Below are 15,746 nucleotides of genomic sequence, written 5' to 3'. Positions count from 1 at the left end.
GACCTTGCCCTAACTCGTCTCCGAGATCATTGGAACCGCTGTTTTCCCGTTGTGCCCGTGCTAAAGGTTGTCCCGTAATGATCAAGCTTCTTGGCGGGCAGGTGTGGCAGCGACATCATCTGTCGTCGTGATCGTTCAGGGCGTCATGGCCAGGTTGCGCATCTGGGCGACGCCTCGGGTGGTGTGCCAGACGCCGTCGGGTTTGCAGCGACAGTTGCGCAGGATGTTCCAGGACTTCATGTGCGGCATGGCGTGCTCGACCCGTGCGCGGACGCTCTTGTGGACGGTGTCGAGTCTTCTTGCCGACCGCACGATGCACTTCCCGGCGTGATCGGCGACGTCGCGGCTTAGGTGTGCACTTTCCGTGTGTCTCGCATCTGGTGTGCACGCGCTGGTGAGCGTCGGGTTGACGCGTTGTGTGCTGTGGCGCAGCGGGTCTCGCTTGCGCCGTCATGCACGTGACCTTGTTCCAACTCGGCACCTTCCTGCAAGTCCCCTGCGTTCTGTGCGGCAACAGGTGCGGCTCAGCGCTGGCCAGGTGGCCAGCGGCACCCGGAGGACTAGGCGTAGCGCTCGCCAGCGTTGGAGACCTCCGCCAACTCGGTGACGTAGGCGCACACCGCCGCCGGATTCGCGATGTCGGCCAGCGACCGCACCCCGGCCTGAGGCTCGGTGATCAGGGCGGCGATCTGTGGAAGTCCTGCGGGCTCTCCTGGAATACAGGCATGATCCGTAGGTGACTGAGCCAGCGCCGACTAAGTTACTTGCCGATCTTTCCGACCGTGAGCAGCAGCTCGTTGAGGCTGCCTGCCACGGGAACTGGTTGGACTGCGGCGAGATGGACGTTGGCAGACTGGCCGCCAGCACGGCTCGCAGCCGTCTGGTGCGAGCTGAGCTGATCCGGGAACTACTACTTGGTCGCCGTGGCGACTTGGACCCGCGTGGAGTGCGGTTGGCGAGAGCGCGGATCGTTGGTGAGTTAGACCTCGACATGGTCCACGCTGTCGCGGGACTGTGGCTGAATGGTTGTGCGATTGACAAGCAGATCCGGGCCAAGTGCGCAACGCTGCCTTACCTGGTGATCCAGGCCAGCCAGTGCGCCGGTATCGACGCTTATGGCATTCGTGTCAACGGCCCGCTGCTCCTGTGGGATGGGGTTCGGATCGCTGGATCTGGTGAGCGTGGGACGGTCGACCTGACCGGCGCCCATATCGGTGCCGACTTCGAGATGACGGATGTAGAGGTCATTAGCCCGTCTGGCGTCGCTCTGAACGCCAGCAACATCCGCGTCGAGGGCGGACTGTACATACGTAGGGGAGGCAGGATTGCCGGACGCGGCGTAGGCGGTGCAATCAACCTAACCGGCGCCCACATCGCTGGCGATGTCTACCTGGAGGATATGGAGGTTTCCGCCTCTGGTGGTCCTGCTGTGTCTGCCAGCCGCATTCACATTGACGGTCTCCTATTCGTACGCGGAGGTATCCGACTCATCGGGGACGACGAGGATGGCATTGTCAATCTAATTCGCGCCCGTGTCGACGGGTTCGGTGGCGGAGTGGTTGACCTTAAGGTTGTCGCTCAGCCTGGTGCCGTCTTGCTGAACTTGTGGGAGATGGAAGTCAAGACCACGATGTCGCTTCCACCAGGCCTGGTTTGTCCTGATCGTGGACAGGGCGCCACATGTGAGCACCTACGACGGGTACGACTCGACGGTCTTTCGTACGCAGCTCTCGGTCAGGGGACGGATTGGCGGGAGTGGCTGCATCTGATTCGTTGCCACACTCCTGCGTATCACGCTTCGGCCTATCAGAGCTTGGCTGCTGTTGAACGGGCCGCCGGGCACGACAGCAACGTTCGCCGGATACTTATTGCCCAGCAGGATGACTTGCGCCGCCGCAGCCCTGATGCACTCACCGGGCGATTGACCCGCTCGTTCCATTGGTTGTGGGGTTTGCTGGCCGGATACGGTTATCGAGCCCGCCGTACGGCGGCAGCCCTCCTCTTGGTCTTCATCGTGGCCGGGGCGATGGGGTGGTGGGCTGGCCAGGTCAACACTCGCCCTGGCCACCATGCCGCGGAACGTGTTCTACCTGCTGGCGCTGGGGCCGCCGCATCTGGAGTGCCGTGCTCTTCAGTCGAACTTGTAGGTCTTGGTTTGGACCGAGGCCTGCCCTTAGCGACGACTGGCGTGCGTGGGCGTTGTGACCTCGACACCACGTCCAGACGAGGGCAAGCCTTCACCGTGGCGATCTGGGGCGTACAGCTTGCGGTGTGGGGTCTGGCCACGCTCGCTTTGGCGGGCTACACCAACCTGGTCCGCAAGACCAGCTGACTCTCCGCTGTTGTCTTACTCGCGAAGCACGCAACGGCATTCGCCACAAACACCGTTAGCCCGGCTGCCGGCCGGGTCTGCTGCACCGTTAGGTGACATCTGGGTTGGCTTGCCGTGATGGGGAGCTGGCCCGATATCTAGTGTGGCTCGCTCTTGGTCTGTTCGGGTGGAGATGGACAGGACGTCGTCACGATGCCTTTGGCAGCTGGGTCTCGGTTTTGACCGAGGGAGCTGTCTGTGGCCACGTTGACGAACGCCGAACTGGTTGCCGCGTTGACGGGACGTCGCCGTCCAGCGGCACCGTCTGAGGAGCCTGGCCTGCGCTTTGCGTTTTACGGCCGGATGTCGACGAGCACGTTTCAGGATGTGCAGACGTCGCGTGCGTGGCAGCGAGCCGTGTCGGATGAGTTGATCGAGGGTGTCGGCTCTGTCGTCGCGGAGTTCTTCGATGTGGGCGTGTCGCGGCGGTGGTCGTGGCTGGACCGTCCGGAAGCCACGGCGTTGCTGGCGGCTGCCGCGGGCCCTGATCGTGACTTCGACGCAGTTGTAGTCGGTGAGTACGAACGTGCGTTTCACGGTGATCAGTTCCGCGAGGTCGTGGCTCGGCTGAACGCACTGGACATCGAGGTATGGCTGCCAGAAGCGGGCGGCCCAGTGGAACTCGGGAGACTGGTGCATGAGGCGTTGATGGTGTTGCTGGGTGCTCAGGCGCAGCGTGAGGTGGCGAGGGCGCGGCAGCGGGTGCTGGCGGCGATGCGGTCTCAGACGCGGCTGTAGGGGCGTTTCCTGGGTGGTCGGCCACCGCATGGCTATCGGCTTGTTGATGGTGGCCGACATCCGAGTCCGGTGCATAGGCGGTGGGGTCGGAGGGTGCAGCTGCTCATCGTCGGCGCGTTGCTGGGAGTTGCGGTCGGCGCGCCGCTCGGAGCTCTGGTGCGCCCGCACATCGCCTGGCTCGAGAAGCATTCGCGACGAACTTGGAACGTCGATCCGCTGATCACGCATTGCGAGCGCGACAGGTCGATCATCTGGGCTGGAATGCCGGACTGGGTCGGCGAGACCGTCTACATCGACGACCCTTTGCGGCTGAGCGGCCAGATCCCTCCCGATCGCGACACCTGGTCGACATGGGTTCGCGCGCACAACGCGTTCGATGCGTACCGGACGCCGCTGAAGATCACCTTGCAGGCAAGGGTGGATGCAGCGGTTGTCATTGAGAACATCCTTGTGCACGTGCATCGCGCGGTGCCCGTGACCCGCGGTGCGATTCTGGCCCGCGGCACCGGTGGTGCCTCCGTCGAACCCCGGCGTTTCAGCATCGATCTGGACTGGGGATCGCCGCCGGTCGTCACGTGGCACGGCAAGGATGGATCGCCGCAAGGGCCACTGGCGTTGAAGCTGGCCGCCGGAGACGTCGAGGTGTTCCACGTGTGGGCCGAGGCGCGGCAGCCGGTCTGGTACGAGTGGGCGTTCGAGCTGTTGTGCTCGTCGAGGGTAAGAGGGTTCGCCGGCTGATCAAGCAGGACGACGGCTCGTGGTTCGTCACGGTGGGCGGCGACGGCCTTGACATGTGGATGAACTACTCCGGCAGCGATGAGTGGCAGCGTCCGCCGGAGCTCGGAGCACGGTAGACCGTTCGTTTGGGCAGCAGCCCGAACACCGGTTCACTATCGACCTCGGCGCTGCAAGCCCATCAAGGAGATCACCAGCCGGTGGTTCCAGGTCAGACAGGACTACGCCTTCCTCCCGGAAAGCGTCGAATATCTGGTGTCGGGCTCGCCGAACTCGGGCTTCGTCTCACTCGACGCGATCACCACGCCGGCGGTGAGCGCGCGCATGCAGACGAAGGTGTACAGGTCGATCCTCGACTCGCCGAGAAACGCCAGGTTCGTCAAAGTACGCGTCAACGGCGGCACCGCATGGACACTGATCGACGAAATCGAGGTCAGAGGATAGCGATGAGCGTTGCGAGCAAGGCTCACCGAACTCGGCGAGCTCATCCAGCGCAAAGCCCCCGGCACCTACGCCTCGTTGAGGCCGGGAGCGACGCCGGAGGCCTACATCGAGCTGAGTTCGCGCCTGCCCGAACCACTGCATCCCGACCTGGTCGCGCTGTGGAACTGGCACAACGGCACTGACCAGCGGGCAGGTTCCTTCGAGCTCGCACCACTCTTTGTCTTCCACGACCTGGCCGCGGCCGCAGTGAGCGCGGCCAGTGCCGTCGCAATCTCCTCGAGGGTGGCGCGGACGTAGGTAGTAGTGCTGCCCGCGTCGGTGTTGGTGTCGTTGTGTCCGGCATAGGCGCGGGCGACGGCATAGCCGAAGTGCCGTTCGACCCACGTGAGCGTGGTGTAGCGGAGCCAGTGGGTGCTGACGCCTTGCTTGCCCGCCCAGGCGAGGTTTTCGCCGACGCGGCTCCAGAGGTTGTCGTAGCGGTGGTAGGTGATCGGGCGGCCGTCCGCGTAGCGGAACAGGCGGCCGTTCATGGGTGCGCCGCGCTGTTCGACGTGCTGGAGCAGGTGCCACATCAGGGTGGGGGAGACGGGCTGCCAGCGGGAGGTTTCGCCTTTCTCGCGGAGGTGGACCATGCACTGCTCCTCGTCGAGGTCTCTGGGACGCAGTGCCAGGGCGCCGCCGCGTCGGGCGGCGGTTTCGGTGTGAAACCGGATGATCAGCGAGTCGAGTTGGGGGTCGTTGCCGGTCGTCGAGACGACGTCGTTGAGCTGGTCCATCTGCTTGCCTGACAACGCCCGTCGATTGCTGGGCTGTCGCCGGGGTTTGGGGACCTTGGCGGCGGGGTTGGAACGTTCGTCGATGAGTTCGTCGTTGACGGCGTGGCGGTAGAGGCAGCGCAGGGCGGCGATGAGGTGCTCGGCGGCGGAGTTGCCGTTCCGGGTGTTACGTCGAACGGTGAGATTGGCCTTGATGTGCTGGACGAGCCGCTGGATATCTGTTGGGGTGCGGTCGCTGAGCGAGATGTCCGCCCACTGCTCGAGCACGCGGTTCCAGTACGGGCTGTAGGCGCGGCGGGTGCCATCGCCAACGGCTGTGGCCACGACCGGGATGTACTCGGCAAAGGTCGGGGCTGGCGGTTTGACCGAGTTGAGCAGGTCCTCGGCGGTCACACCCATCCGGTCGAGAACCAGGCGCGCGGCGTCCAGTTCAGCCTGCGTCGGTGCGCCGGTCATGCGTCCTCACCACCCGGCAGTGCCGGAAGCAGCAACTGGTCCAGTGCGATGGGTGGGAACACCGTGACCGTCTGGCGGTCGAGGTGGGCCGTCAGGAGGACCCGGTCCCCGGAGCCCAAGCCAGCGGCGCGGCGGGCGTCGGCGGGGAGCCGGAGATAGCCCTCTTTGGTGGGTTGGAAGACGCCGTGCGGATCCGCGGTCACGACCAAGAGGCCGTCGTGTTCGCGAATGCTGAGCCGGGTGCCGGCGTTCCAGTCCAACGCGGCTGTGATGTGGCGGTCTGCGACGCGGCCGCGGTGGTCGACGGCGGCCATCCGGTACAGCACGTTCGTCAGCCGCGGCGGCCGCGATGCGGGGATGGCGATGAGCGGGAGAGGTTGACCAACACTGCGGGCGGAGGTGGCCGCCACTTTTCCTGGCGCGGGGTCCGGAACGATCGGGCGGATGTAGGAAATGGTCATCGAACGCCACCTGCAGGTGGCACGGAAACGCAAAACAGGTGCTCAAGTGGACTTGAGCACCTGCCACGTGGACGTCGCAAATTTGCGACATTTTGGTGTCCGAGGAGCGACTTGCGCTCTATCCCTACGGCTCGAACTGGCGTGAGGTCTGCTGCGCGACATGTCCCGGCCGTCCCACAAGCCGAAGCGGCCGAGAGGAGCAAGGGGACAGCAGGATATCTGTATCTACCTGCGTAGATAGGCTGATTCGTGAAGGCGGGACGGGGTGGTCAACCCCGTCCCGTTTGCCGTCGCTGGCCATCTTGCTGCTTCCGAGGTGTGGGTTCGGGTGGGACGGGACAACTAGAGCGGGTACCGGCGTTCGAGCCGCCCACGCGGGCAAGGGGAGCTGGGCGCTACTGGTGGCGCGGACTTCACGTTGAACGGTCTGACCGGTTGATCCTCTGGATCAGCTTCTGCCAACCACGTGACGCCTTGGTGGGAGTTGCCTCCGCGGCGCGACCCGTGTAGCGCCCTGGAGGTTGTCCTGAGAACGGAAGTGGTTGCACCTGGCGAGGTTCATCTCCGTACCACTGGCGACCGTCGACATCGGTCCAGCGGAGGCGCCACGCTGCGATGGAGATTGGCGGCGGCTCCTTGGTGGTCACCTTCATCGCGAAGTACTCAGTGGGCTCTGCTGGCTGTCCGGGCAGCACGACCTCGGAGTGCACGGCCCACCGGGGTTGCTCGTCAAGAGAAGTGCCTACAGGCCAGGCTTCGGCATAGACGTTAAAGATTGGCCGGTCGCTATGGTTGGTGAAGTAGATTCGTAGCTCGCTCTGGTAGCCGTGTTCGTCCTGGCCAACTGGATGTGAACCAGTCCCCCGTACAAGCACCATGCGGGCGTTGCGCTTCCCACGCTCGTCTTCCTCACGCCGAAGACGCCGACGATCAGCAAGCGCGATTCCGAGTGCGACGGCCACGGCGGCTGCAGTGAACAAGGCGCCCGCCGCTTGTCCGATCGCCGCAATCCAGTCTGCGGTCGACGCCTGCTGAGCCATGGATGTGGTCATCTGAACATTGTGTTGCTTGAACGCGGTCGATCAAGCAGCACACCCGCCGGTTCACCGATCTCAGCCAGCTCAGCCGGCATCTGAACATGTGGCCGACACCGTGGCGCAGCCCATGTAGGCCGGCGACGTCGCCTACAGTGCTGTGACTGGGAGCACAGGTGGCGTCGGCTAGTCCGTTGGTGCTTCTAGTCCTGACGTGACACAGGTAGGTGAAGATGATCCGGACCGTCGCTGATCTGCTCGCGCAAATTGTGGATGATTCGCTGCCGCTACTTGCAGCGAGCGACGTGACTCACGCCCCAACGATTGGTGACATGTATGAGGGGCTCTCGGCGGAGATTCTGCGAAAGGCAATTCCGGGAAGAATAGACCTGCGGGTTGTAACTGGATTCGCTGTAGATGGACTTGGAAACCGATCCGGACAACTTGACTGCATGGTTGTGAGGGGGCAAGGAGTTCAAATACCCTTCACTGATTCCTACGAGTGGAACATCAAAGATGTGATCGCGGTCGTTGAGGTAAAGAAGACGCTTCGTAAAAGCGAGATGAGTGACGCGCTGGAGCAGCTGCAGTCGGTGCGAGTGCTTGAACATAATCTGGAAGACGATCCGGACATTGGGAGTACAGACGTCGGATCGGCTCTCAAAACTTTCGCTCAGATCACGGGCCGAGTGGCGCCGGTCGATAATCTGGGTAGCCTTTCTGTTGGAGATAGCAGCATTCTTCAAACATTGCTGCAAGAGCAGACGGCAGTGATTCGAATCGTGATCGGTTTGCATGGATATGCGACCGAGGAGGCGTTTCGAGACGGACTAGTCAACCTGCTTGAGGAGAATCTAGGAACTAGGGCTTATAGTCCAGCCGAGCTTCCGCAGTTGATCATCTCTGGTAAGTATTCACTTGCCAAGATGAACGGCCGCCCATACGTGGGGCGACTCGCTGACGGCCCGAGCGTTCCGGGATTGATTCCTGGAGAGTGGTGGCCGTTCTACTGTTCTTCGCCGGTAAACCCGCTAATTGTGTTGCTTGAAGTTCTTTGGTACCGGATAGATGAACTTTACGACATTACTGACCTCTGGGGAGAAGACCTTGACCTGGAGCTGTTCCATCCGCTGCTGCTTGGGCAGGGTACTTCGGCCGGATGGCACGCCTACTTTGTGGGAGGATCTGAGGCGCAACTCAGTAGTGCTCCACCGATGAACTCTTGGCAACCTGAATTTATTTCCGCAGAAGAGTTTGTGGTAGTTCAACGAATTTGCCAAGAGGGGTCCTACAATCTGGAAAACCCGGAAATGCATGCGTGGCTTCAGGGGCGTGGAGTGTCGCCCGCTGAGGTGCGCGGAAACCTTCTTCGTACCAAGCTAATCGCTGCTGAAGGCGACTTTCTGCGTGTAGTGGCCACGGATCTTGGAATGGCTATCTTGCCTTCTGGCGAGTACATCATTGGGGAAAACAACACTGGCAGGTTCTTGCGGTGGATCGAGTTGTATGCGGCGGCTAGAAAGGGTGAAAGGGGTAGTGAAGTAAGTGAGGGATGGGATTGACTGGAAAAGTGTTGGGAGCGGAGAGCGCTTTGAGAAGATTATTAGCACCTTGCTCAGTACTCTCCATAAAGACTCTGAGAGAATCGATGGAAGAGGCGGGGATGGTGGGCGCGATCACCAGCTCCGAGTTGGGGATGAACTACATATCTGGCAGTCGAAGTACTATCTGAATCGACTCTCGGAATCGAAGACTCGAAAGGGTAAGATCAAGGCAAGCCTGGACGCTGCGGCTAAATCGGACCCTGCTTCTTGGACGCTCGTAACGCCCATGATCCCGAATCGGACCGAGAGGGATTGGTTTGATGACCTTGCCTCGGGATATCCATTTCCGCTTTATTGGAGGGGCGGTGACTGGCTCGAAGCAAACCTTGCTAGCTATCCTTCAATAGTCAGGCACTTTATGAGTGCTGAAGAAGAATTTCTGGATCTTCTTCGCGAATTTAAGGATGAGCAGGCTGTCATTGCGGAGGCGACCGTCTTCGGCATGGGTGCCGCTAGTCCGCGCATTGAACTCCTCGCCGAAAAATCAACGAATCAAACCCCTTCTATCGTGTGGATTTTTCCGTTAAAGATGGGAGGATTGTTGATACGATCTTGCGGCCGAAGTATCGAGATGCCGAAAAGGATAGCCCAATCACCTTGCAGTTCACCGTAGTGGTGGGCGACGAGCAGCCTGACATACTGGAGCGTCTCGGTGCTGCATTGGAGTGGGGTGACGAGATCGAGTTACTGCCAAGTCAAGTTCGTGATGTGGTGATCTCGGCCCCGCACGGATTCGGGGGAAACCTCGGGTCTGGTCACCTCAAAATCGGTCCAGCTAATGAGGAGGAGGTAGATATTGGTGGCCGTCTGATGCTTGAGGATCCTTCCGGCCGTCGTGTAGCGAGCCTTCCGATCCAGTGGCTCACTCGTGTTGCTGGAACAAAAGGTGTCACATTGCGCGGAAACGATCTGCTGGGCGTACTTGAGGTCCAACTGAAGGTTATCCCTGCGGAACGGCGATTTGCATTGAATCTGACGGCTACCTGGTCAAGGCCGCTACTACCTGGTGCAGTGCTGCCGATCCTTAGGTTTCAACGGTTTGCCTTGCCTCCGTATCTTCTTTCTGTATCACTCGGTGACTTGACCACGAAGCCAGTTCCTGTCCCAGATAGACTATGGGTTGCAGACGACGTCGTGCAGTTCGCTGTAAACCTCAACGAGATTCAATCTCGACTGGGGGAATCCTTCCCGATGCCGCGGCGTTGGACGCAACGTGACGTGAAGGAATCGCAGCGTGTTATAGACCTTCTGAATGGCAAGCGAGTGGCAATGGAAGGCTCCCATATTAATCTCGAATCCCCGAACCCTGATGTGATTCGAGAAGCCTTTAGGGAATCTCCGGGATCCCTGCGGGCATCAAATGGGGATTTGCTTACAACGCGAATCGCTGGCCACGACTTGGAGCTTGGGCGATATTCGGTCTATGTTCCGCGTGCTGAGCTGGTAGAGGGTGATACCGAGGACGGGGTAACAAAGTTCAAGGTTGTCCCGAGTTCTGGAACGTCCATTGAAATGGAGCTAGACAGTATTCATGAAATCTCGATCGAGTCGTAAGGTTGCAACGACGAAGGGTGGACGCTCGGTGTGAGCATCCGACCTAAAAACTCTGAGACTGGGGATCGAACTGCCATCGATATGCACCTTGAGCTGCGCTGATTCTACAAGGAGCTACACCTCTGCGTTCGTCGCCTGGAGCAGGTGCGCGGCCTCGGCGATGTACTCGACCGTGTCATCGGTAGAGAGCGCATTTGTCGCGAGTCTGTCGAAGATAGATGCGTACGGCTCCAGGGCATCCTGGGCTTCGAGCCACGTGGAGCCGTGAGGGTTCTCGATGTAGACGACGTCGTCGAACCTGTCTTCGCGAAACGTCATGATGCTGAACGGACTTGCCGCGGCCAACCTGCCAACAGAATTAGGTGTGACCTGTATTTTGATGTTAGGGCGCTGTGTCAGCTCCATAAGCCATAGCAGCTGGTCAACCATGACAAGTGCGTTGCCGACCACGCATCGAAGGAGCGTTTCGCTTACGACCAAGTGCAGATGTAGCGATTCTTCCTGGAGTAACCTGCGGGTGATGTGTTCGCGAACGGTGCTGCCGTACTGGTGGCGCTGCCACAGAGTGGTGCTGTCTGCGCAGTAGTTCTGTACCGCGTCCGCGTAACCCTCAGTCCGCACGACATAGGGGAATGCGTCGGTGGCGACAATGCGGAGATGGCTCGCTTCAACAGCGATCTCGCCGTAGACCCATCCGATGCACGGTTCGGCGCCGGGCAGTCGATCGTAGGCTTGTGGGTCACGGGCGCGTTGCGCTCCGTGGTAAACGGCTGCACGCTTGTCGTCCTCAATGCCGTAAACGAGTGCAAGGATCGCCACGTCGAACTCGGAGATCGGGTATGCGGCATTCTGCATCATGGAGGTCTTTGCGACTGACCACTTGGCCGCGTCGCTGGCTTCCTTGAGGCTCTTCCCGGATTCCTCTCGCCATGACGCGAGGGCTCGCGCTACTGCGCGATGTTGCAGGTTGGACTTGAACCCCTTGTACGGGAACGCGGAGGCCTTCCTTGACACCTCAACTCACCCATTCGGAAGGCGCGTCGGTGGCAATTGCACTTTCCGGCTGTATGGGGTGCTCTTCGTCAAGTATCTGGATCAGCAGCTCTCGCGATTGGGGCGCGTTCAACGCTGCTGAGTCCAGCACGTCGAACGCGGACCTGCATCGTCCGACGGAGTACTTGTCTTGAAGGAACACGTTCGCGACGTGGGTCTCCGTGAACACGACGGCTGGCATCTTGTCGTACTCGTACAGCGTGAAGGCTGCGCTGAGCAATGCGATGCTGCCGGTGGGAATGATCCGCAGGATATTTGCCGTACGGATGAGGTGCGATATCTGTCCCCTCGCTACGTTGCGCTCGAAGTGCTGGCAGCGCACGGCAGCTTCTGCCACGTAGAACGTGATGTCAGGCCGGTTATGGGCGTAGAGGATGGCCTGGCGTTTCAGCTGGGAGTCGACCGCAGACTGAATGTCGTCTGCCGAGGTGCCTGTGAGTCGCAATGACTGTTCCGCGTAGCTTGCCGTACGGAGTAGGTCGGGAACGCTCATGGGGCTGTAGCCCGTGATGGTGTCGGCCGTGCGCTCGGCCAGCATCAGAGTGCGGTTTTCGCCTAGCTCCTGCGCGAAGCAGAGGTCGAATGCGCGACGGTACCGGCGGGTGAACTCGTCGATGGTATCTCGGGCCTTGCCGCACACCGTGAGGTACTGGGCCAGATCGAGGTCGGTAGCACGGGCCTTGCCCTTCTCGATCGTGGAGACCTTGCTCGCGTCCCAGCCGAGCAGTTCAGCCAGTCCTGCCCCCGTGTGCTGAGTACAGGTCTCACGGAAGCGGCGTAGTTCGTCGCCGAGTTCTCGGCTGTACGGGGTGGATGACGTCCAGTCCATGGCGTGGCCTTCGTTGTGTCGGTTCCAAGTGGTGGTCACCGCCGGCGGTCTTCGTTGCTGGCTCTGAACTGGCTCAGCTGTGACTAAAATCAGGTTTCTGTCAGCGCTGGATCAGCGGAACGACACGAGAACGACTTGGTGGCGACATGGGGCGTTCAACGCCGGAGAAGGCTGCACCGCAGTTCCGCACGCTGCTGGAGCAGTTGATCCGGGGCCGTCGTCTCACTCTCCAGGAGTTCGTTGACTACGCCGAGGAGTTCGCACGCGAGCACGGCGAGCCGGGGACGATCAGCGTTCGACACCTGCAACGGTTGATCGCTGGCCGTATGCCGAACGGTGGGCCGCTTGGGCCGGTTCAGCCGGTGACTGCGCGGCTGCTCGAACGGATCTTCGGCGTGAGTGTCGATGAATTGCTGGGGGCACCACGGTCGTCTGCCGAGGATGAACCTCGGCGATGGCCGCGCGAGGAGTCCGAGTTGGCTGTGGCTCTCAACTGGCTGGACGCCCGGACAGGGTGGCTGCCAGGTACGAGTCGGTCAAAGGTGCGCGCGCGACTCGCGGAACTGGACCAGGGGCGGTTCTTGGATGTGGGCGCGCGTCGAGCCACGGTGGGGCGTACAGCGCTTGCTCGCGCGCTCGTCGACTACTACGGCGTGCACGGTGTTTACCGGGCGACTTGTGCTACCGCCGAGATCCTGACCAGCATCATGACCCGTGCCGAATGGCTCGACTTGGACTGCCCACTCGATGGCTCACACGATCGGCTGACGTTTGCCGATGACGCCCGCCAGTGCAGTTCGCTGGAGGACTTCGAGGGGGTTACGGCGGCATCGCGGATTGCTGAGTCTGTCGCGCTAGGGGTCCGCTTCGCCAACCTGCCGCTTTATCGGCTGCTGCACGTTGACGCCGGACACCGGCGTGTTCGCGGCCGTGTAGGTGTTGTGCCGTTCGTCGAGTATGCGCTGACCGCCGATCTGCTCGAACGAGAGCTGACCGATGCGATCGTGGCAGGAGATCTCGCAGGCCGACTTCCCTTGAGAGACAAGCAGTTGCCAAGCATCGACGCGGTGCAGGATCTATCGGGCCGTGTGTGCGCAGGCGGTGTTCTGGCCCTGTGTGCGATCGCTCGGCCATATGATCAAGTCCGCGGTTCTTCGGATTACGCCCTACTGGTCCAGGAGCGGTCTGGTCGAGTGCTGAACGCGGCTGGACGGCTGGCGGTGATCCCAAAGGGCTTCCATCAGCCCCTTACAGACTTCCGCGCCGAGACGGCAATCGGGGCGACTCTGCAACGCGAGTTGGAGGAGGAACTGTTCGGCCGTCACGATGTCGACGCGACTGCTGGCAACGCGCGTCCGGCAGTGGCACCGATGCATCCGGCGCGATGGTCTGAGCCGATGAAGTGGCTCGCCGAGGAACCGGCGCGGTTGCGGATGGAGTGCACCGGCTTCGGGCTGAACCTCGTCAGCGGGAACTATGAGTTCGCGAGTCTCGTCGTGATCGACGACGAGGAGTTCTGGCGTCGGTTCGGTGGCCACATCGAGGCCAATTGGGAGGCTTCCGGCTTGCGGCTGTACTCCAGCCTCGACGGCGACCTGGTGAGCGAGTTGATCACACAGGAGACCTGGAGCAACGAAGGGCTGTTCGCGTTGCTCCAGGGTCTGCGTCGGCTACGTGAGATCGGCGGCGACCGCGTGAGCCTGCCACCGATTGAGTGGAGGCTCAGCGACTGATCACGTCTGGGATGGCCAGCGAACCGTCATGACCACCGAGTCCTCGATGGCTTCCCATGAGTGGTCGATACCGGGACCCCACATGACGTAGTCACCTTGGCGCGTCATCGTCGCGCTGCCCTCGGTGAGGTCAACGCGGAAGTTCCCTTGCACCAAGAGAACCAGGGTCGTTCGCTGGTCGTCCGAGGTCCACTCGACACGCTTGTCACCGGCCGGGTGATTGAACCACTTGACCTCAACGTCCTTTGAGGATCGCACGCCCTCTGACGGGTCGATGAAGTGCCCGACCAGCCAGCCGCGCGTGGCGCTTCCGTCCTCTGCAGCGTTGCCCTGGCTCCAGTTCGCGGTCACCGTATCTCCCATTCGATCGCTGGCACGTTCACGCGGCTACCGCCGATCTCCTTGAGTCGGCGAAGCCCTTGCAGGAGCGCGAACAAGCCCTCATTGCTCCACGCCACGTCGGCAGCAAGCTCCTCGACGAGCTCGGGATCGGCACTGGAGTACTGGCGAAGGTTCGCGGTCTCCCAGTTGGCTTCGATCAGTCCGCCGTACCGCTGCCAGAACTCCTCGTCGTCAACGACGATCAGGAGAGGGAACTCGAAGTTCCCGCTGACGAGGTTCAGGCCGAAACCCGTGCACTCCATCCGTAGACGGCCCGGCTCGCCGAGGAGCCAACGCATCGGCTCGGAAAGGCGGCTCGGGTGCATCGGGTCCGCGCTGCGCTGGTCGCCCACCGTGTTGTCGATGTCGTGGCGGCCGAACAGCTCTTCTTCCATCTCTCGGCGCATCGTGGCGCCAACCTGAGCGTCCGCTCGGAAGTCGGTCAGCGGCTGGTGGAAGCCCTTCGGGATCACGGCAAGCCGACGCGCGGCGTTGATGACGTGACCTGAGCGCTCCTGCACCAGGAGAACGTAGTCTGCCGGGCCGCGGAACGGGTCAGCTGGTCGAGCGAACGCACACAGCGCGAGCGTGCCGCCGGCGGTGAGACGTCCGCCGACGTCCAGCACGGCGTCGAGGTCCGGTAGGTAGCGGTCCCGGAGGGGGAGAGTGCACGTCTCGGTGCCGCTGGTCAGCGCGTCGACCAGCTCACCTTCCAGAAGATCCATCGTCACGATGTACTCGGCGAACGAGGTGACTCCGACCGTGCCGCCGATCGACTGCGGACCCATGTCCGCGCTCAGCAGGCGGTAGAGGGGCATGTTGATGAACCGGACGCCGAGCGTCAGCGATTCGGCGAGGCGCTGGACGGCCTGGTCGAACGCCTGCTCGTCGAGGGAGACCGGTACGTCTCCCGCAGTCCGTACGAGCGCGAGCCGGTCATGGCTGGCGTCCATCGGACAATCGAGGTCCAGCCAGTCCGAGCGGGTGAGGATGCTCGTGTTGGCCTCGACGTGGCCGAACGTGGCGGCGTACCTGCCGTAGCCGTCAGAGCGGCGACCGTAGTAGGTCGCGAGTGCGTCAGCGACGGCGTGCTGGTCGACGCGTCCGCGCCGACTTCCCCTGTCCCGCAACGAATTCACGTCCACCTGAGCCAGGCGCGACGCCACCGCACGGCGAGCCGTGCCGGGTTCGCGTGCGGCACGCTCGTCGAGCCAGTCGAGTGCGGCGACGATGTTCGGATCGGCGGCGAGTCGCTGTTCGGCCTCGGACGTTGCGGCGGTCGCGGCGGGCGGTGAGCCTGCGCGAGCCTCTGCGAAGCGTGCTTTCACCTCGTCAGATGCGCGCTCAAGCGCCACGTCCAAGACCTGCTGGACCTCCGGGTTCGGCCGTGAGGTGGGCTTCTTGTGCCAGTAGCCGACTGTGCGCGAGTGGACGCCGAGGTGTTCGGCGAACGCCTCCTGACTGAGTCGTAGCGCGTCCTGCAACGCGCATGCATCGGCGCCAGTCCAGCCGTTCGACAAGCTCATGTCGCTACCCCCGGAGCGCGATGTGCTGGGAACTTGTGGTGGTTTTGTGTG

At 62.0% G+C, this 15,746-nt stretch carries 14 protein-coding genes and 1 pseudogene; 6 read left to right on the top strand and 9 right to left on the bottom strand.

Going from position 1 to position 15,746, the window contains the following annotated elements:
* Positions 1-135: 135 nt before the first annotated feature.
* Positions 136-282 (bottom strand): annotated as a pseudogene (locus tag IEZ09_RS46135) (IS5/IS1182 family transposase); the annotation flags it as partial.
* Between the two features lie 454 nt (positions 283-736).
* On the opposite strand from IEZ09_RS46135, the gene IEZ09_RS01645 reads away from it, so the two are divergent.
* The 3 genes from IEZ09_RS01645 (at position 737) to IEZ09_RS46125 (ending at position 3,847) form a co-directional block, all read left to right on the top strand.
* Positions 737-2,332: a hypothetical protein gene (locus IEZ09_RS01645; protein ID WP_189251696.1), complete on the top strand. Its 1,596-nt coding sequence runs from the start codon at positions 737-739 to the stop codon at positions 2,330-2,332.
* A gap of 237 nt (positions 2,333-2,569) precedes the next feature.
* The gene (locus IEZ09_RS46130; protein WP_229812158.1) at positions 2,570-3,109 is read left to right on the top strand and encodes a recombinase family protein; all 540 of its coding nucleotides are present in this window, start codon (positions 2,570-2,572) and stop codon (positions 3,107-3,109) included.
* A gap of 93 nt (positions 3,110-3,202) precedes the next feature.
* Entirely contained in the window at positions 3,203-3,847 is a 645-nt protein-coding gene (locus IEZ09_RS46125; protein ID WP_229812157.1) for a hypothetical protein, read from the top strand.
* A gap of 218 nt (positions 3,848-4,065) precedes the next feature.
* Here the strand turns inward: IEZ09_RS46125 and IEZ09_RS01635 are convergent, their stop codons facing one another.
* From IEZ09_RS01635 to IEZ09_RS01620, 4 genes are all read right to left on the bottom strand, one after another.
* Positions 4,066-4,239, bottom strand: a complete 174-nt coding sequence (locus IEZ09_RS01635) for a hypothetical protein (protein WP_189251695.1) — start codon at positions 4,237-4,239, stop codon at positions 4,066-4,068.
* A gap of 150 nt (positions 4,240-4,389) precedes the next feature.
* Entirely contained in the window at positions 4,390-5,520 is a 1,131-nt protein-coding gene (locus IEZ09_RS01630; protein WP_189251694.1) for a tyrosine-type recombinase/integrase, read from the bottom strand.
* Entirely contained in the window at positions 5,517-5,981 is a 465-nt protein-coding gene (locus IEZ09_RS01625) for a hypothetical protein (protein ID WP_229812156.1), read from the bottom strand. Before IEZ09_RS01625 ends, IEZ09_RS01630 begins: the two co-directional genes overlap by 4 nt.
* 413 nt (positions 5,982-6,394) lie before the next feature.
* Complete coding sequence (locus IEZ09_RS01620; protein WP_189251693.1) at positions 6,395-7,033, bottom strand: hypothetical protein; 639 nt, start codon at positions 7,031-7,033, stop codon at positions 6,395-6,397.
* Positions 7,034-7,248: 215 nt separating this feature from the next.
* Between IEZ09_RS01620 and IEZ09_RS01615 the strand changes: the two genes are divergently transcribed.
* Together IEZ09_RS01615 and IEZ09_RS01610 are read left to right on the top strand one after the other, a co-directional pair.
* Complete coding sequence (locus tag IEZ09_RS01615) at positions 7,249-8,577, top strand: DUF6602 domain-containing protein (RefSeq protein WP_189251692.1); 1,329 nt, start codon at positions 7,249-7,251, stop codon at positions 8,575-8,577.
* A gap of 552 nt (positions 8,578-9,129) precedes the next feature.
* Positions 9,130-10,173, top strand: a complete 1,044-nt coding sequence (locus IEZ09_RS01610) for a hypothetical protein (protein WP_189251691.1) — start codon at positions 9,130-9,132, stop codon at positions 10,171-10,173.
* Positions 10,174-10,287: 114 nt separating this feature from the next.
* Here the strand turns inward: IEZ09_RS01610 and IEZ09_RS01605 are convergent, their stop codons facing one another.
* A complete protein-coding gene (locus tag IEZ09_RS01605) occupies positions 10,288-11,187 on the bottom strand; it encodes a DUF5753 domain-containing protein (RefSeq protein WP_189251690.1) in 900 nt (299 codons plus the stop codon).
* 1 nt (position 11,188) lies between these two features.
* On the bottom strand, positions 11,189-12,094 hold the full coding sequence (locus IEZ09_RS01600; protein ID WP_189251689.1) for a helix-turn-helix domain-containing protein: 906 nt from the start codon (positions 12,092-12,094) through the stop codon (positions 11,189-11,191).
* Between the two features lie 107 nt (positions 12,095-12,201).
* Here IEZ09_RS01600 and IEZ09_RS01595 point away from each other — a divergent pair, with 107 nt between their 5' ends.
* Positions 12,202-13,788 carry a transcriptional regulator gene (locus tag IEZ09_RS01595; RefSeq protein ID WP_229812155.1) on the top strand — a complete coding sequence of 529 codons (1,587 nt, stop codon included), beginning with the start codon at positions 12,202-12,204 and terminating at the stop codon, positions 13,786-13,788.
* Here IEZ09_RS01595 and IEZ09_RS01590 read toward each other — a convergent pair whose 3' ends face one another.
* Entirely contained in the window at positions 13,789-14,139 is a 351-nt protein-coding gene (locus IEZ09_RS01590; RefSeq protein ID WP_189251688.1) for a signal peptidase I, read from the bottom strand.
* A complete protein-coding gene (locus IEZ09_RS01585) occupies positions 14,136-15,695 on the bottom strand; it encodes a transcriptional regulator (RefSeq protein WP_189251687.1) in 1,560 nt (519 codons plus the stop codon). Before IEZ09_RS01585 ends, IEZ09_RS01590 begins: the two co-directional genes overlap by 4 nt.
* Between the last annotated feature and the right edge of the window lie 51 nt (positions 15,696-15,746).

Source organism: Lentzea flava, from assembly GCF_014648475.1.
Taxonomy (GTDB): Bacteria; Actinomycetota; Actinomycetes; order Mycobacteriales; family Pseudonocardiaceae; genus Lentzea; species Lentzea flava.
Note: the sequence above shows the minus strand (reverse complement) of the source record. Positions and strands in the feature narration are given on the sequence as shown.